The sequence below is a fragment of the Bradyrhizobium sp. HKCCYLRH3099 genome (assembly GCF_051167855.1).
In the GTDB taxonomy this organism is placed as follows: Bacteria; Pseudomonadota; Alphaproteobacteria; order Rhizobiales; family Xanthobacteraceae; genus Bradyrhizobium.
The window spans coordinates 112821-129951 of sequence record NZ_JBNPTW010000014.1 but is presented as its reverse complement, the minus strand read 5'-3'; the positions used below and the strand labels follow the sequence as shown (position 1 = coordinate 129951).

The 17131-nt window shown below is 66.6% G+C and carries 15 protein-coding genes and 2 pseudogenes; 4 read left to right on the top strand and 13 right to left on the bottom strand.

Annotated features, from left to right (window positions below; genetic code table 11):
- Positions 1–30: 30 nt before the first annotated feature.
- The 3 genes and pseudogenes from ACQR1Y_RS24100 to ACQR1Y_RS24090 form a co-directional block, all read right to left on the bottom strand.
- Positions 31–210: pseudogene (locus ACQR1Y_RS24100) on the bottom strand (hypothetical protein); the annotation flags it as partial.
- Between the two features lie 2527 nt (positions 211–2737).
- On the bottom strand, positions 2738–3313 hold the full coding sequence (locus ACQR1Y_RS24095) for a DUF3885 domain-containing protein (protein WP_434878473.1): 576 nt from the start codon (positions 3311–3313) through the stop codon (positions 2738–2740).
- A 165-nt stretch (positions 3314–3478) separates the two neighbouring features.
- Entirely contained in the window at positions 3479–4408 is a 930-nt protein-coding gene (locus ACQR1Y_RS24090; RefSeq protein WP_434878472.1) for a LysR substrate-binding domain-containing protein, read from the bottom strand.
- Between the two features lie 178 nt (positions 4409–4586).
- On the opposite strand from ACQR1Y_RS24090, the gene ACQR1Y_RS24085 reads away from it, so the two are divergent.
- Together ACQR1Y_RS24085 and ACQR1Y_RS24080 are read left to right on the top strand one after the other, a co-directional pair.
- Positions 4587–5228 carry an NADPH-dependent F420 reductase gene (locus ACQR1Y_RS24085; protein WP_434878471.1) on the top strand — a complete coding sequence of 214 codons (642 nt, stop codon included), beginning with the start codon at positions 4587–4589 and terminating at the stop codon, positions 5226–5228.
- Between the two features lie 189 nt (positions 5229–5417).
- Positions 5418–5810: a limonene-1,2-epoxide hydrolase family protein gene (locus ACQR1Y_RS24080; RefSeq protein ID WP_434878470.1), complete on the top strand. Its 393-nt coding sequence runs from the start codon at positions 5418–5420 to the stop codon at positions 5808–5810.
- Between the two features lie 105 nt (positions 5811–5915).
- On the opposite strand, the gene ACQR1Y_RS24075 is transcribed toward ACQR1Y_RS24080, so the two are convergent.
- The 5 genes and pseudogenes from ACQR1Y_RS24075 to ACQR1Y_RS24055 all read right to left on the bottom strand — a co-directional run bounded on the left by ACQR1Y_RS24075 (position 5916) and on the right by ACQR1Y_RS24055 (position 10842).
- Complete coding sequence (locus ACQR1Y_RS24075) at positions 5916–6722, bottom strand: hypothetical protein (protein ID WP_434878469.1); 807 nt, start codon at positions 6720–6722, stop codon at positions 5916–5918.
- Between the two features lie 4 nt (positions 6723–6726).
- Entirely contained in the window at positions 6727–7425 is a 699-nt protein-coding gene (locus tag ACQR1Y_RS24070; RefSeq protein ID WP_434878519.1) for a YadA family autotransporter adhesin, read from the bottom strand.
- Between the two features lie 36 nt (positions 7426–7461).
- Positions 7462–7698, bottom strand: a pseudogene (locus ACQR1Y_RS24065) (hypothetical protein); the annotation flags it as partial.
- Positions 7699–8381: 683 nt separating this feature from the next.
- A complete protein-coding gene (locus ACQR1Y_RS24060) occupies positions 8382–9509 on the bottom strand; it encodes a helix-turn-helix transcriptional regulator (protein ID WP_434860011.1) in 1128 nt (375 codons plus the stop codon).
- 250 nt (positions 9510–9759) lie between these two features.
- On the bottom strand, positions 9760–10842 hold the full coding sequence (locus tag ACQR1Y_RS24055; RefSeq protein WP_434894319.1) for a ribokinase: 1083 nt from the start codon (positions 10840–10842) through the stop codon (positions 9760–9762).
- 50 nt (positions 10843–10892) lie between these two features.
- Here ACQR1Y_RS24055 and ACQR1Y_RS24050 point away from each other — a divergent pair, with 50 nt between their 5' ends.
- Positions 10893–11594 carry a GntR family transcriptional regulator gene (locus ACQR1Y_RS24050; protein ID WP_434894318.1) on the top strand — a complete coding sequence of 234 codons (702 nt, stop codon included), beginning with the start codon at positions 10893–10895 and terminating at the stop codon, positions 11592–11594.
- Positions 11595–11636: 42 nt separating this feature from the next.
- Here the strand turns inward: ACQR1Y_RS24050 and ACQR1Y_RS24045 are convergent, their stop codons facing one another.
- The gene (locus ACQR1Y_RS24045; RefSeq protein WP_434878466.1) at positions 11637–12278 is read right to left on the bottom strand and encodes a glutathione S-transferase family protein; all 642 of its coding nucleotides are present in this window, start codon (positions 12276–12278) and stop codon (positions 11637–11639) included.
- A gap of 87 nt (positions 12279–12365) precedes the next feature.
- Here ACQR1Y_RS24045 and ACQR1Y_RS24040 point away from each other — a divergent pair, with 87 nt between their 5' ends.
- On the top strand, positions 12366–13337 hold the full coding sequence (locus ACQR1Y_RS24040; RefSeq protein WP_434878465.1) for a helix-turn-helix transcriptional regulator: 972 nt from the start codon (positions 12366–12368) through the stop codon (positions 13335–13337).
- A gap of 188 nt (positions 13338–13525) precedes the next feature.
- Here the strand turns inward: ACQR1Y_RS24040 and ACQR1Y_RS24035 are convergent, their stop codons facing one another.
- From ACQR1Y_RS24035 to ACQR1Y_RS24020, 4 genes are all read right to left on the bottom strand, one after another.
- Positions 13526–14023, bottom strand: coding sequence for a TPM domain-containing protein (locus tag ACQR1Y_RS24035; protein ID WP_434878464.1), 498 nt, complete (start codon positions 14021–14023; stop codon positions 13526–13528).
- A 13-nt stretch (positions 14024–14036) separates the two neighbouring features.
- Positions 14037–14942, bottom strand: coding sequence for a TPM domain-containing protein (locus ACQR1Y_RS24030; protein WP_434878463.1), 906 nt, complete (start codon positions 14940–14942; stop codon positions 14037–14039).
- A gap of 15 nt (positions 14943–14957) precedes the next feature.
- Positions 14958–15569 carry a LemA family protein gene (locus ACQR1Y_RS24025; protein ID WP_434878462.1) on the bottom strand — a complete coding sequence of 204 codons (612 nt, stop codon included), beginning with the start codon at positions 15567–15569 and terminating at the stop codon, positions 14958–14960.
- A 522-nt stretch (positions 15570–16091) separates the two neighbouring features.
- Positions 16092–17105: an ABC transporter substrate-binding protein gene (locus ACQR1Y_RS24020; RefSeq protein WP_434878461.1), complete on the bottom strand. Its 1014-nt coding sequence runs from the start codon at positions 17103–17105 to the stop codon at positions 16092–16094.
- Positions 17106–17131 lie beyond the last annotated feature (26 nt).

The following is a 17131-nucleotide window of genomic DNA, read 5'->3' as shown; positions in this document are numbered from 1 at the left end:
CGTCGACTGCGTTCACGAGAAGATGGTCCGTCAGCGCGCGACGACAAGCCCCTTGGTGGTGACGACGACCCAGCGGCCGTCCTGCTTGCGGATGGCGTCGACCTTGCCGAGGCCCGGCACGGGATCGCCAGCGTAGACTTCATAGAGGCCGCCGCGGCCCTCGATCAGCGCCCCGCCACGGCCGACGTCGCGCAGCACCCAGCCGTCGACAACCTTCGGCTTGCTGGCCTCGGCCCGCGCCGCTTCGGCGGCCCGGCTCGCCTCTGCCCTTGCGGCCTCGGACTTGGCTGCTTCGGACTTGGCTGCTTCGGCGCGCGCGGCTTCAAGCATCCGGCTCGCTTCCTGCCTGGTGGCCACGCCTGCAGGCGGCGCAGCGGCATTGATGGCGCCGACGGCCTGCGGGACAGATGCGTTGGCGTCGCGCGTCGCCGGCTGCTGCGCCGTGGCGGACGCCTGCGCCGCGCGCAGCCGCTCCACCGCGTCGCTCAGGCGCTGCAATTCGCTCGGCTTGGCCGAGGACTTGGTCGACAGCTCGCCCAGGATCTTCTCCAGCCGGTCGATGCGCTCGGCCGACTTGTTGAGTTCGACCAGGCTGGTCTGATTGGTCTGGTCGAGGCTCGCTTTGAGCGCGGCGATATCCCCGTCGATCCGCGCCACGGTGGCGGCGAGCGTGGGATCGGTGGTGGTCTCCGCCGTGCCGCCGGCGACCTCGCCGCCACTGCGCTTGACGAAGGTGGCCGTGACCAGACCTCCGGCGACTCCGCCGACGACCATCGCCAGCAGCAGGATGGCAGCCATCGCGGGAAGGCCGAGGCGCGCGGCCGCGGCGCGCTGCGCCGCGATCACGCCCGGCTGCGGCGCGGCGGCGCCGGCCGCTGCCGCGGGGCTGGCCGTCTTCGCTGAATCGGCTGGGGTCGGCTCGGGCTTGAACTTCGCTTTGGCCCAGGCCGTGGCCTTGTCCACCGCGGCGCTGGCGATGCCGGCCTTCGCCGCCGTCTCGACATTTGCTGCGGCCGGGCGTTTCGCGGCCAGGTCGGGCTTGACCGCTGCAGCCGCAGGCGCAGCCGATTCCGGCTTGATCGCCAGATCGGGCTTGGCCGCCAGCTCGGGCTTGGAGACGGGCTCCGGCTTCGCCGTGGCTGCCGGCTTGGCCGACACGTCGGCCTTGTTCGGCAGCTCCGCCTTCTTATCGGGCTTGATCTCCGATTTGGACGGCGTGGCCGCCATCGGCCCGATCTTGGGCGCGCTCGCCGCGAGCGATGACAGTTTGGGGGTGTCGACCTTGAGCGGTTCGCCGGCGGCAGCGGTCTTGATCGGTGGAGATTTCACCGGTTCGGTCCGCATCAGGTCGAGAATCGTCGGCGATGATCTTGCGATGTTCGAGGTGGTCGCGGCCTCGGACTTGCCGGGCAACGGCTTGGCGAGGTTGATCCTGCCGGGCTCGGGCTTGGCAGGCCCAGGCTTTGCGGCCTCCATCTTTGCAGGCTCGGCCTTTGCGGTCTCAGGCTTTGCGGTCTCAGGCTTGGCCGGCTCGGCCTTGATCGCTTCGGCGTTGTCCTGGATCGGCGCCGGCTCTGAATGGGTCATCGGAGTCGGTTCGATCTTGGCCGGCTCGATCTTGGCAGGCTCGACGTTGGCCGGCTCCGTGATCATGGCAACGGCCTCTGGCTTGGCCTCTGCCTTGGCCTCCGTCTTCGTCGCAGCGGCTTCCGCCACGACCGGCTTGGTCTCGCTCACGAGTTGCCCCGGCACGTCCGCCGCAGGCGCTTCGTGATCCGGCGCGATCATCGGCTGTGCGACCGCGGCAACCGCAGGCACGGCGGACTCGGCGACTTCGGGAGATGCGGGGGTGTTCAGTACCGGCTCTGCGCCATCCTTGGCCATGCCAAGGCCCATATCGAGGCTGGCACGTTCGGCCTGTTTCTCGCTCACGTTCAGAGTCTCCGCATGACGTTGAGCACTTGGTAACCTTAGTTAGCGTTTGATTGATTGCTAAAATCTTACTTTTCGAAGGCTTGGCTGAGTTTTAGGGATTCATCCGGGGCGGATTTGCGCCAACAAAGTGGAACTCGTGTGGCAAGCGGTGCCTGAATATGCGGCTGATCGGGACGCGGCGACGAGCGCTGTGTTCAGCACCGCGAGCAGCACGGCACGAGCTCGCGGCAAGATTGCGCCCGAGGTTTGGCAGGCTTGTCTCCCTCCCGACTCGTCGGAGGGCGCAGGGAAGACCGGGTATCGACTGATACCTGCGGCCCCCGTGCGGGAAAAGAGTGCACGGGGCAGGAACCACAGGCTCAGCCGGACACACCCGGCCTTCCCTGCGCGATAGCTTTACGGCTGCTTCGTAGTCTCCCCGGTGCGCCGGGCTTTCTGGTCACCGTCATCCGCAGCAGGCGAAGCCCGCGTACGAACTTGGCATCGGCATCGGGATGCCAGGACCCTACGACTTGACCGTCCGCATCCGGCTTGCTCGCCGGCCCCGCTCATCGCGAAGCCCCAAGCCCGACACGGCCACCGCTCCCCGCTGCCACGTCTCGTGACGATCGGCCGACACGCCCCTCTTCATCGCAGGCGGGATGGCCGGAATCATCGTCGTGATTTGCCCGACAACACAAGGGCGCAGCGTGCGGCAAACTGGCTCGACGGGCAAATGGCGCATGAGGGGATTGCGGGAATTGCCCGTCGTGCGGGCTAAGAATCTGAATGCGCCAGTATCACCCGCATTTGCACAGTAGGATCACAGGCCGTCAGGATGGCGCGACAGCCAATCCGCATGGCGTGCCTTGAGACGGTTCACGTCGGCAACAGAGGCAGGAAACAGGTCGAAGCCACCGTCGTAAGGAGCGAAGATCGCCCCGTTGCTGCCGTTCATCCACAAGGTTGGCCCTGTCTCACCGTCAGCTCTGGCTATCAGCAAGTCGTCGAAGCTCCTCTCTTGCCAGCGCACCAAAGTCACCGCTGCGATCCATTGATGGTCGTCATCCTCGGCGTCGGGGAATCGAAAGGACGCGTCAGGCTTGAACGAGGATGCAGCGGGAGATGACATCGTCTCTCCCTCGGCGCGGCATTGGACCAGCCAGCAATCCGAGTCAGGGGAGAGGATCTCAGTTCCTAACGCGTTCGCCCGGTGCAGAATCTCCTGACGCTCCTCAGCGCTGTCCGCGTAGCGCTTGGAATTCGGCACAGCGTGGAAACGCACCCAGGGCGTTCGCTGCGCGCTCCTGAGAACATACGCCAGCGGCGGCGCGATGCCGTGGAAGCGGGACCAGCTGGCCTGGAAGAGGTCGAGGAGCTGTGTCGTCTGATCATTCATAGGCGACCTGGCTGAACAGAGAAGGACTGACTGGGGAATGTCATGGTCCATGCCAGTTGCATGCCTCGACCCTTCTGACTGTGGCGTTCGGCACACATGACGTCACCCCATGTCGTCACCGTTGATCCCGAGGGCTCAAGATGACCCGCTTCCGGCAACGACCAGCTACCGGAGACTGCCCGCGAAACGCTCGGCCAGACGCTGCGTCTTGAACGCTTCGGCGACCCAGTCGACGAAGACGCGGGTCTTGCCCGGCAGCAGCTTGCGCGATGCATAGTAGATCGAGATCGCGCCGGCGTCGGCGTACCAGTTGGGAACGAGGCGCAGCAGCGCTCCCGATTCCAAGGCCGGCAGGACATCGGCGCTCGCGGTCAGGGTGACGCCGAGGCCGAGCAGTGCGGCCTCTCGCATCGCCACGGGATCATTCACCACAAGGGTCGCAGGAAGCGGCGCGGCCATTTCCCGGCCAGTGACGTCGCGCATGGTCCATTGCCGGATACGTCCCGTATCGAGCGAGCGCATGACGATGCCGTCCATCTCGCGCAGCCGGCCGGGATCGGCCGGCAGCTTGCGCCCTTTCAGATAGGCGGGGGAAGCGACCGCGATGATATGCGCAGGCGCCAGCGCGCGGGCCACGATCCCGGCGGAGCGGTCGAAGCCGCCGCCGATCGCGACGTCATAGCCTTCGGCGATCAGATCGACCTGGCGAGTCTCGAAATGCCACTCCGGCCTGATGCGCGGGTGGCGCGCCCTGAAGCTCGACAACTGAGGCAGGATGTACATCATGCCCAGCGTCGGGGGCATGCTGACTTTGAGAGTCCCGGCCGGATCGCCCTTGTCCGTCGCAATCCCCGCGATCGCCGCCTGCAGGCTTTCGAGGTTGTCGGCAATCGCCGCGCGGAACGCTTCACCGGCTTCGGTGAGGGTCAGCTTCCGCGTCGAGCGCTGGAACAGGCGCACACCGAGGTTGCGCTCCAGGGCCGCGACGTTGCGGCTCACCGCAGCGGGCGTGATCGACAGGCGCCGCGCGGCCTCCGAGAAGCTGCCCTGCTCCGCGCTGCGGATGAAGGACTCGAGATTGGCGAGAGTTTCCACGCCTCCACTTTAAAACATTCGTTGAAAATCCTGCAAGCCACGGCCGGCTAATCCTGCCGCTCGGCTTCGGTCATGGTGACTTCAGCGGACGACTGGACCTGAACGAATGTGGCCCGCAGCGAGAAACGCTGGACGGTCCGCCGCTGATCAACAATGCGAGACGAAAGGCAGGCGCGTGATGACAACCTTCAATGAATCCTCCGAACCGAAACGGCGTGATCCCAGCATCGGCATCATCGGCGCGGGGAATATCGGCCGCGCCGTCGCTGCGGCGCTCGCCCGCAACGGCATCGCGGCAACGCTCTCCAACAGCCGCGGCCCCGACAGCCTTGCAGAGACCGTCGCCGCGATCGGGCCGAGCATCCGCGCCGGCACGCGCGAGGAGGCCGCGGCAAAGGACATCGTTGTCGTCGCGGTGAACTGGTCGAAGCTTCCGGCGGCGCTCGCCGGCCTGCCGAACTTCGCCGGGAGGATCGTGATCGACGCCAACAATCCGATCGAGGCGCCGCTGTTCAAGCCGGCCGAGCTTCATGGCCGCACGTCCTCGGAGATCGTCGCCGGCATGGTGCCGGGCGCTCGCGTCATCAAGGCGTTCAACCATCTGCTCGCGCCGGTGCTGGCGGGCGATCCCCGCAGCGAAGGCGGCCGGCGCGTGCTGTTCTATTCGGGCGACGATGCGGACGCGAAAGCCGAGCTTGGCGCGCTGATCGACCGCCTCGGCTTCTTCGGAATAGATCTCGGTCCGCTTTCGATCGGCGCACGTCTCGTCCAGTTCCCGGGCGGCCCGCTGCCCGCGCTCAATCTCGTCAAGTTCGACTGACCGCAGCCGCCCACCAGGGCTGCCGCACATGACAATCGAAGATTGGGCTCCTCTCTCTCAGCGCCGTCATGGCCGGGCTTGTCCCGGCCATCCACGTCGTTCCCAGCGTGCCGAACGACGTGGATGCCCGGGACAAGCCCGGGCATGACGGAGTGACAAATTCGGAACTCAGAAACAAGGAAACGCATAATGGCATCCTCCGAACCGATCGACATCGCCAAGACTTTCTTCGCGCATTGGAGCGCCAACCGCATCGACGAGGCCCTCGCAATGCTGTCCGACGACGTGCTCTACGACAACGTACCGTTCCCCGACATTGTCGGGCGCGACAATGTCCGTCAGTTTCATGAAGGCTTCGGCATCGGGACGGCGTTCACCGTCGACTGGAAGGTCACCGCGATCGCCGCCGACGGCAACGTCGTGCTCAACGAGCGCGTCGATGTCTTCACCCACCAGAGCGGCGGGACCATCACGCTTCCCGTGATGGGGACGATCACCGTCGCGAACGGCATGATCACGGTGTGGCGGGACTACTTCGATGCCGCCGATTTCGATCGTCAACTTGCGCTGATCAAGCGATGAACGAATGAGTTCAGAAGTCTGAAGAAAAGGGCGCGTCGCGGCTCATCATGGATGGCCAAAGGCGCGCTCCAAGCGCGGGAAAACTGATGACTTTCCCGCAAGCGTCTACTTCTTCGCCTGGGCAGCTTGCGGCTGCGTCCCCGCCCCTTCGGCACTGGGCGCCACGATCGACGGCGGCGGTGGCGGGGCGGCGGGGACGTATTGCACGGTGAGGCCGATGATGACGCAGCCATTGCCGGCGCTCGGCATCAGCAGGCGGTGGCCGCCATTCATCTTGAAGACCGGCAGGCCGGCGACCCGGCCGATCGCCGGACCACTCTTGAGAAACTCCTGCTCGACATCGGCGCACGACCGCGCCGTCGGAAACACCTGGATCGCGCTGGCGTCGCAGCCGGTCGCCGACGGTGTCGCCTGCAGGATGGAGGCCGCGCGCGGCGCCATCGCCGACGGATAGGTCTGCGCCGCGATCGACGAAAAGGCGTGGAGATTGGGCGCGCCGGGGTACCAGTTGGAGACGGCGTTGTGAGGCGCATCGATGCTGGAGGCGGCACCGCGCTCGACCGCGGGCAGGCAGGGCCCAAGGCCCGCGCGCGCCGCATGCATCACGGGCTCGGGAGTCTGCGGCTGGCTTAGACCAGCGGCATCGACGGCGGGCGCGACGATCCCGCTGGCCGGCGGCGCCGGCGCGGGGGCCGCGCGCGGCGGCCCATTCGGCGGCGCCGGCTTGGTCGGACGTGGCTTGGCCGGCTCAGGCGCGATCGTCGCGGCCGGCGCAGGCGCGTCGCGCTCCGGTGGGGCCTGCACCAGCTTCAGCGGCGGCTCGGCCCGGCTGACGACGGGACTGCAGAGCAGTCCCAGCACCAGGCCGGCCGCGACCGCGCGCAGGCAGAGCAGCAGGAGTTCGAGACGCACGGGCTCAGTTCAGCGTGATGGAGCCCGAGACGACGCCACCATAGGCGTTCTGATCCGGCGTGCCGGAGAACGTCGCGTTGAAGCGCAGGCGCTCGGTCACGGCATAGCCGACGCCGACCGCGAGGCCGGAATAGCCCTTGAAGTTGCCATAGGCGCCGGCGACCGACACCTTGCCCGGACGAGAATCGAACTGCAGCGCGCCGGCCGCCATCGCCAGCGCGATGCCGGCCCGCGCCTCGCGCAGATTGTCGTTGACCTGGGTTTGCAGGCCGTTGACCTGCGTCTGCAGCCCGCCGATCCGGCTCTGCAGGCCATCGAGCTGGCCCTGCACGGCGCCGCCGAGATTGTTGGCCACCGCCGTGAGCTGGCTGACATTGACCGCGTCGGTCGCACTGACACCGGCGGCGACGTTGGTCACCCGGCGCTCGTTGCCGACGGCGCCCATCGAGACCGAGTTGGCCTGGTTGGCGACCGATCCTGTGCCGATGGCCACACTGTTCGCCGCGGTGACCGAGGCGCCATTGCCGAGCGTCGTTCCGTTGGCCGCCCTGACCTCCGAGTTCGAACCGAACGCTGCACCATTTGCCTCGAGCACGAGCGCGCCTGAGCCGATTGCCACGCCGTTGGTGCCGTTGTTTCCGACAGCAGCCTGGAAGCCGACAGCGGTGCTGGATCCGCCGAGGACGGCAGTGGCAGCTCCCACCGCGGTTGATTGGAGGCCGGGCGCAAAGGCGCCGTTGCCGAGAGCCGTTGCGTAGTTCGCCGACGCCGTAGTGCCGTTTCCGATAGCACTTGCCGAGTCACGGGACGCCAATGAAAATCTTCCAATTGCGATGCTGAGGGCCCCGGTTGCCTGTGCGTTGTCACCACAAGCAAAAGAGCTTGCACCCGTAGCCGTTCCGCTCGGCGCGCCGCCGCTGTCGCAGACCTGCTGCGCCGAGGCGGTCGAAGCAGATGCGATGGCTATGACAGCCATCACCGCGGCGGACGACAGACACGACATCAGAGACTTCAGCGACAACTCCTTGATCCGGTGCACGTCGGAGTGGGGCGCGACATCTCGATGCCTCGCCCGCGACGTGCGGCTCATCTGCTCGTTCAAACAGTGCACCGGCACGACCGGCGCCGACGTCCGGCAAATGGCGGAACTCTGTAGAACGGCCTGCAGATGATGTCCGATTGTGTCTGGCCTGCCACATCAACGACTCGGACAGAGCTGCGCCGAGACGAGCGTTTCCTGCGAGCCTGCGCTTGCTTCGAGTCGTGCTTTCGTCGCCCCCACCGCTGTCATGCTCCGCGAAGGCGGAGCATCCAGTCCTCCGCGACATCGTGGACCGAAGCGCAATGGATCGTCCGCTTTGCGGACGATGACAGCGGGGGCGACATCATCAGCGTGCCAGGACTTTGGAAGCGGTTGTCTCGTCGCGCGGCGTCGTCAGTTGCTCGTCCTCGAGGACGGCCACGAGCCGGCTCTGCCGGCCGGTGCCGGTCTTGCGGACGATGCGATCGACATGCGTGCGCGGTGCTGACGCGCTGGCATGCGCGGAGCACATTCTGGATGGGAGACGTGCTGGCGCAATTGGCTCAGCGCATAGTCGATCGCGACGGATTACGTGGGGAGTCACGGACCGACGGCCGACCGCCGACGGTGCGCTGACATCATTCGCGCTGAAGAATCAGCTGGACGTCCTTCAGCACGGCGACGAGCTGGCTCTGCTGCTTCGTGCCGGTCTTGCGGAAGATCCGCTCGAGATGGCTGCGCGCGGTGCTGAACTTGATGCCGGAGCCGGCCGCGACGTCCTTCAGCGACCGGCCGGAGCTCAGCACGGCCGCGATATCGGCTTCCTTCGGCGTGAGGTCGAACAGCCGGCGTAGTTCGTCGACGAAGCCGGCCGGCGTCTCCGGCGCGATCTTGCGCAAAATCACGATGGCGCATGGCGCCAGCGTGGGAATGTCTCCGACCCGCGCGGGACAGATCGACAGCGCCAGCAGCGGCGCGCCGTCGCCGTCGAGCTCGCCGAACATGATGTCGCCGCCCGCCGCATGATCAGCGGAATGAGAGGCCGCGCAGGCATCGGCAAGGAAGCGCTGCAATTGCGCGTTCTTCTGCGGGCTGGCGGCTGCGAGGATGCCCCTGCGCACGGACAGCGCGGCGCCCGCAGCGGCGAGAATGCGCTCCGCCGGAGCATTCAGCGCCGCCACATGCTGCGCGCTGTCGACCACCATCAATCCGATCGGCAGATGCTGCAAGGTCGCCCAGGACAGCTTTGACAGGCCGATCGACCGGCTCAGCTCCAAGGCGCGCCGCAGATGCGGCGTCACGGATTCAAGCAGCCCGACATCCGACGAGGTGAATGGCGGCTGGTCGCGGCCGCGCTGGACGTCGAAGAACCACGCCGACGATCCGAACTCATAAAGCTTGACGGTCAGTCCGCCATACATGTCCTGCGGCGCCATCCATTCGTTCCACAGGCGGCTGTCGCGGAGCGTCTCGCGCCCGATCCGATCGAGGTCATGATAGACGAGACCGACGGGGGCCCGGAGCAGCGTGTCCTCGATGATGTTGGGCTCGTCCAGGAACTCGGCCATGTAGCGATCCTGGAAGGCGGGATCGTTGCTGGGCGCGATGAGATCGCCGGGACGGCGATCCGGTCCGATCCTGACGAGGCAGGCTCTGGACCCCTGCAGCAAAGTCCGCAGCTTCTCGACCACGTCCGGCCAGACCGTCTGATCATGGGCCGCCTGATAGATCGCTCCGATGATCTCAACGAATAACGCGTCGGTCATGTCCAACGGCCAGAGGCATTCACGCGGGCATGACTCAACCTCGCGCAACCACCTCAGGCGCTTGCGAACGGCCCCATGCCCGAAGGGCCGGAGCACGCTGCGATCGGCTTGACCGCAACCCGCCCCGAATACCCTTGCAGCCATTAAAGGTCCAAACACAGTCCAAAACAAGCCCCTCTGTTTGGAATTCCTCAGGGAGCGTGGCGCGGGAGGTGAGCGGTCGCACAGGCCGTTTTCCGACCGCGTGCGATCAGCGATGGGCGCGCAGCAGGGCCTCGACGGCAGCGCGGTCGGGAAAGGCGTCGAACACGCCCCACGTGCTGGCAAGAATGGCGCCGCAGGCGCTCGCAAACGCCATCGCATTCTCCGGCGATTGCCCCTCAGCGAGACTGACCGCGAGCCCCGCCGCAAAGGCATCGCCCGCGCCGAGCGTATCGACCGCGACGACCGGAAAGCTCGGCTGGTGAAACGGCGGCTGGCCGCTGCGGCAGAACACGGCGCCGCCCCGGCCGAGCGTCGCGACGACGATCGCGGGCCCCCTCGCCATGATCGCCTCGGCCAAGGCCTGGATCTCTCCAAGTCCTGCATCGGTCAGTTCAGCATCGAAGCTTGGTCTGCCGACACCCGCGAGATCAGAGGCCAGGTCCGCAGCCTCATTGGCATTGACAACCAGGATGGTCGTCAGCGCGAGCAGCCGCGGGTCGAGCGGACGCAGCGGCGAAGGGTTGAGCAGCGTCGCCCTGCCCGCGTCGCGCGCAATCTCGAACGCCGCGATGATCGGCGCATCGCCGACCTCGAACTGGGCCATGGTGATGTCCGCGCGCGCGATCGCGCTGCGCTTCTCGCGCACATCCTCGGCGCTCAGACGCCCGTTCGCACCAGGGAAGACGGCCAGGCAATTCTCGCCTTGCGCATCGATGAAGCCGATGCCCGCGCCGGTCGGACCGGGAAGCCGGCGAAGCATCTTGCCGGGAAGGCCGGCGCGGTCCAGCGCCGATGCGGCAAGGCCGGAGAGCATGTCGTCGCCAATCGGCACGATGCCGTCGACCTGCGTGCCCAATCGCCGGCAGGCCACCGCGAGGTTGAGCCCCTTGCCTCCGGGCTCCAGGGCAAAGGCGTTCGCGGTCATGGATTCGCCGGGCCGCGGGAATCTTTCAACCTTGGCGGCACTTGCTGCAACGAAGCTACCTATGACAAAGAGAAGACCGTCGTTTGGCATGAACGTCCGTTGATCTCGGCGCAACAATCGGGATAGAAGTCGCGCCGCTAGGTCATTTTCACTCGATTTTACAACGGTCATGTAGAGAATTGAACCGCAGCAAAAGCTCCCCACCCAAGCTCGACAGCCTGATCGATCGTCTCAAGCTTCGCGAAGACACGGCGATGCCGCTGTATCGTCAGCTCGAAGAACAGCTCGCGGCCATGATCGAGCAGGGTGCGGTTGCGCCTGGGGCGACCATGCCGGCCGAGCGCCATCTCGCGGCTGAACTGGGTCTCAGCCGGACGACCGTACAGAACACCTACGATGCGCTGCGCAAGCGGCGGCTGCTCGCGGCGCATGGCCGGCTCGGCTACATCGTTCAGAAGCCGGAGACCGTTCTCGAGCCCGGCATGAACCGCCTCAAGGGCTTCACGCAGGAGATGGAGGAGCTCGGCCGCAAGCCGTCGTCGAAGATTCTCGAACGACAGGCGCTCAGCGATCGGCTGATCGCCTCGATCTTCGGCCTGCCGTCGACGGCGCGGTTTCTCAAGCTCGTCCGCGTGCGTTTTGGCGACGGCGTGCCGCTGTCGCGTGAGGTCGCATGGTACAGCCTCGATGCCTGCCAGAGCCTCGAGCAGGCCGATCTGTCGGGCTCGGTCTACGCCTATCTCGCCGCGCATGGCGCGCCGCCGGATCATTGCGAGCAGACCATAGAGGCCACCGCGCCCGATGCGGAGGAGTGCTCGATCTTCGGCTTCACCGAACCGCTGCCCTCGCTGCTGATCAAGCGCCGGACCTATGATCCGACCAACCGCATGCTGGAATATGTCGAGGGCCTGTTCCGCGGCGACAGCTACGCCTATCGGCTGAAGATGAAGATCTAGCCGAGGTGAGCGGCGGCGCCGCTCACCTCTGGCCGCGTCGCGTCAGCCTGCTGCCGCCGCGTGCTGTGCCGCCATCTCGACATCCGACGCGGTGACGCGCTGGAAGGCGGGACGCTGCGTGATGCGCTCGGCATAGCGGACGAACACGTCCTTGCGCGGCACGATGCCGAACATCATCGTCCAGTTGAAGGCGACGCCCCACAAAATGTCGGCGGCCGTCATGCGTTCGCCGAACAGATAGGGCCCCTTGGCGAGCTGCGCCTCGAGCGCTGATAGCATCGTCTCGTAGTCGGCGTAGGGCGACTGCGTGACGGGCGCGGGCTCGCGCTTCATGAAATGATCGATCACCGCCGGCTCGAACGAGGAGCCGTAATAGGCGATCCAGCGCAAGTAGGGCCCGCGCAGGGGATCGTCGAGCGCGGGCGTCAGGCCGGCCCGCGGGAACAGATCGGCGAGATAGATGAAGATCGCGACCTGCTCGGTCACGATCTGGCCGCGATGGCCGACCGTCGGCACCTTGCCGAGCGGATTGATCGCCAGGAACTCCGGCTTGCGCTGCTCGCCGGCCTTCATGTTGAGAACGTGCAGATGATACGGCGCGCCGAGTTCCTCAAGCAGGATGCGCGCGCCGGCGGCGCGGGTCTGCGGCGAATAATACAGCGTGATGGTGTCGTCGGTTGCCATGGTGGTCTCCTCCCCTGGTTCGTTGCGATCTCCAGCTTGTCGCACAGCATACCTGACAATCCATGTCAGGTATGGTTTAACCGCGGCATGCGCGCCAGCCGTCTGCTTTCGATCCTCACCACCCTGCAGGCCAAGGGCCAGGCCTCCGCCCCCGAGCTCGCCGAGGCCTGCGAGGTCTCGGTGCGCACGATCTATCGCGACATCGATGCGCTGTCGGCCGCGGGCATTCCCGTCTATGCCGAGCGCGGCGCCGAGGGCGGCTTTCGTCTGCTCGACGGCTACCGCGTGCGACTGAACGGGCTGTCGCCGGCGGAGACCGACGCGCTGTTCATGGCGGGCCTGCCCGGCCCGGCCGCGGCGCTCGGCCTCGACGGCGCGATGAGCGCGGCGCAGAGCAAGCTCGTGGCCGCGCTGCCGCAGGCGTCGCGGGCCACTGCCGGACGCATGCAGGCGCGGTTCCATCTCGATGCGCCCGGCTGGTTCGGCGAGGCCGAGGAGCCGCAGCATTTGCGTCCCATTGCCGATGCGCTGCTCCGCGAGGTCCTGGTGGACATTCGCTATCAGACCTGGCGCGCCGAGAAGCGCCGCCGCATCGCGCCGCTCGGCCTCGTCCTCAAGGGCGGCAGCTGGTATCTCGCAGGAGGGGTCGAGCGCAGCGTGCGGACCTATCGCGTCGCGCGCATCCTCGATTGCGCGGTGACGACCGACAGCTTCGCGCGGCCGGCCGATTTCGACCTCGCCGCCTATTGGCGCGCCGCGACGGAGCGGCTCGAGGCCGAGATGCATCCGAATGCGGCCACCGTGCGCCTGTCGCCGCTCGGCGTGAAACTGCTGGAGGTGTGGAGCCAGCCTTACGTGCGGGCACGAACCCGCCTCGCCGCCGAAGCCGACGCCGACGGCTGGCGGATCGCCACGATCCCGACCGGGACGACGCTGTGGCATGCGGCGGGCGAGTTGCTGCGGTTCGGCCCGGAGGCCGAGGTGCTCGACCCGCCCGAGCTGCGCGCGAAGATGGCGGAGCTGGCGGCGGCGATGACGCGACGCTACGGGCGCAGCTGAGACAAAGGTATGAGCTGTAATACCGTGCTCTCTCCGCGTCATTGCGAGCGCAGCGAAGCAATCCAGGACGGCGGGTGGGACTCTGGATTGCTTCGCTGCGCTCGCAATGACGGGGTGAGAGCGGTGCGCGCTCGCATCCAGCCGGGGTGAGCGCGAGCGGCTGGCGTAAACACACGGCACGATCTGAGCTACATCACCACCGGCGCGTCGGGCAGTTCGTTCGTCTCGCCGGCGTGCGGTGGATAGTGCTTGGCGAGCTCGCGCGAGACGGCGGCGATGCCCTGCATCACGCCCTGCTCGAAACGCCCGGCGCGGAACTCGGCCTCCATCGCCCGGCAGATCGTCTCCCAGCCTTCGGCGCCGACGCGATCGTGGATGCCGCGGTCGGCGATGATCTCGACGTCGCGGTCGGCGAGCAGCAGATAGATCAGGACGCCGTTGTTATCAGCGGTGTCCCAGATGCGCAGATTGGAGAACACATCGAGCGCGCGCTCGCGCGGCGGCTGGTTGCACCACAGCGGCCGGCCATCGAGCGCGCCTTCGACGACGAAGCGCACCTGGCCCGCATGCGTGCGCTCGCCGGCCGCGATCGCCTGCTCGATGCGCGCCAGCACCTCCGGCGTGAAGATGCGCTTGAGCTGCCAGTGGTGGTGCAGCAGGTGACGGCCGATCCGTGTGATGCTCATGGTCGCACCCCCCTCACCAGCTGCCCGAGGCGCCGCCGCCGCCAAAACTGCCGCCGCCGCCGGAGAAGCTGCCGCTGTCGCTCGAACTGCTGCTGCCGCTGCTCCAGCCCGATGACGACGAGCCACCAGACCAGCCGCCGCGGCGGCCGCTGCCCGGGCCCGACATCGATGCAAAACTGTCGGCGATGAAGGCGATGATGAAGCCGGCGATCCCCGACAGCGCGGCGAGGCCCACCGATCCGACCATCAGCCAGGCAATGACGCCCATGGCGCCGCCGGTGGCGAAGGAGCCCAGCAGGCGGCCGAGCAGCGTGCGCAGGATGCTGCCGATCACCAGCGCGCCGAACAGCGCCACCGGCGCGAACGAGGTGATGGAATCGAAGTCGAGATCGTCGCCATGCGAGGCCTGCGGCTGCGGCACCGGCAGGGTCTCGCCATTGATCACGCCGATGATGCGGTCGACGCCGGCATTGATGCCGCCGGCGAAATCGCCCTGGCGGAATTTGGGCGTGATGACCTCGTCGATGATGCGCCGCGCGGTGACGTCGGTGAGACTGCCCTCGAGGCCGTAGCCGACCTCGATGCGCAGCTTGCGGTCACCCTTCGCGATCACCAGCAGCGCGCCGTCATCGACCTTCTTGCGGCCGATCTTCCAGGCTTCCGCAACGCGTATCGAGAACTGCTCGATCGTCTCCGGCTCCGTCGTCGGCACGATCAGCACCGCGACCTGGCTGCCCTTGCGGGTCTCCAGATCCTTGAGCTTCTGCGTCAGGCTGGCAATGTCGGACGACGACAACGTGCCGGTCTGGTCGACGACACGGCCGGTCAGCGGCGGCACCGCGACGTCGGCCCACACCAGCGTGGCGAGGCAGACGAGCAGCGTCGCAAGCAGCGCCTTGACGGCCGGCAGCGCGCGCACGAGCGAAAGCTCCGGCTACTTGGCGGGCGCGGGCGACGGCGCGTTGAAGTCGACCTTGGGCGCGACCGAGATCTCGCGCTCGTTCTCGACCGTGAAGTTGGCCTTCTCCTTGTAGCCGAACATCATGGCCGTGAGGTTGTTCGGGAACGTCCGGATGCCGACGTTATATTCCTGCACCGACTTGATGTAGCGGTTGCGCGCCACGGTGATGCGGTTCTCGGTGCCCTCGAGCTGGGACATCAGGTCGCGGAACAATTGATCGGATTTCAGCTGCGGATAGTTCTCGGTGACCACGAGAAGCCGCGACAGCGCGCCGGTCAGCTCGCTCTGCGCCGCCTGGAACTTCTGCAGCGCGGCGGGATCGTTGACCACATCGGGCGTCGCCTGGACGCTGCCGACCTTGGCGCGGGCGTTGGTGACGCCGAGCAGCACGTCCTTCTCCTGCTGCGCGAAGCCCTTCACGCTGTTGACGAGGTTGGGCACGAGGTCGGCGCGGCGCTGATACTGGTTGACCACCTCCGACCAGGCCGCCTTGACCTGCTCGTCATTGGTCTGGATGGAATTGTAGCCGCAATTGGTCAGGCTCAGCGTCATCAGCGCCGCCAGCACGGTCAGCAATTTCCGCATCGCGCGTCCCCCCTCTTCGTCCGGTTGTGTCAGCATCACACAGCACAGCTTTGGCGACGGCGCAATGACGCCGCCGGCAGCCAGAAAATGGGTCTCGACGGCTGCTGCATGGGTTCAGGGGAGTTCCGGAGCTTGCTGCGCGTTGTCGGGCACACTCTTTCCACCGTCATTGCGAGCGCAGCGGAGCAATCCAGAGTCCTGCCCACCACCCTGGATTGCTTCGCTGCGCTCGCAATGACGGGCGGAGAGAGTTGGGCCACAATGTCGCGGCGGTCCGCGCGGGAGAAATGGACGGCACGGCCGTGGCGACACACGCCGTCATTCCGGGACATTCGCGCGTAGCGCGGATGAGCCCGGAATCCATAGCCACGAGCGGACGTGTGGCGCGGGATGGCTGTGGCGCGTCTTCGTCGCAAGGCCGTTCGTGGTTATGGATTCCGGGCTCGCGCTACGCGCGGCCCGGAATGACGGGCGGAGAAAGTTGGGCCGATGTCTTGCAGCGGGACTCGCTGCGCCCTCGCCTCAGCTTCCCTTCCGGTCGCGCAGCTGCGTCACGAACATGTCCTGCCAGCTTGCCGGCTTGACCTTGATCGAGCCGACGCCATGCATGAACTCGGCGATCTTGAGCACGCCCTCCGGCGTGGCGGAGAACCAGGTGTCCTTGTCCTGCAGCATCTCCAGCACCTCCTCCTTGGTGGTCTTCACCTTGGCGGTGCGGGCGTAGATCTCGGCGGCGGCGGCCTTGTCGTTGGCGATCAGGGTGCAGGCCTCGTCGAGCGCATCGAGGAAGGCCTGCACGACCTTCGGGTTGGCGTCGACGAAGCGCTTGGGCGCGAACACCACGTCCATCGTCAACCGTCCGAGCACGTCGGCCGAATTGGCGACCCGGTGGATCTTGGGATCCTTCAGCTCGATGTAGGAGAACGGCGGCGAGGTGAAATGCGCCGTGATCTCCGTCTTGCCCGACATCAGCGCCGCCACCGCTTCCGGATGCGGCAGGCCGACCGTCATCGGATCGAGCTTGGCATAGTTCTCCTTGCCGAACTCGTGCGCCGCCATCATCTGCAACATCACCGCCGACAGCGAGGTCTTGATGCCCGGCAGCGCGATCTTGTCGCTCGGCTTGAAATCCTTCAGCGACTTGATCTCGGGATTGTTGCTGTTCATCCACAGCGAGGTCGAGCTGAGACCGCTGACGCCGACCACTTCCACCGCCGGAATGCCCTTGGCCTTGGCCCACAGCGTGATGAAGCCGGGCGCGCCGGTGCCGGCGATGTCGAGCGAGCCGGCCATCATCGCGTCGTTGATGATGTTGCCGCCGTCGAGCAGCTGCCAGCTGACCTTGAACGGACCGAGCCCGGCCTTCTCGGCCTGCTTCTCCATCAGCTTTTGATCCTCCATCACGATCAGCGGCAGATAGAGGATGCCGTAGCCCTTAGAGAGCCTGATCTCCTTGACCTCGGCCTGCGCTGATGTGGCGCCGAGCAGCGCGGCGAGGCCGAATGCGGCGGCGATGAGTGATTTGCTCCAGGACATGGTCGTCTCCCTCTCCTTGTTGTTTT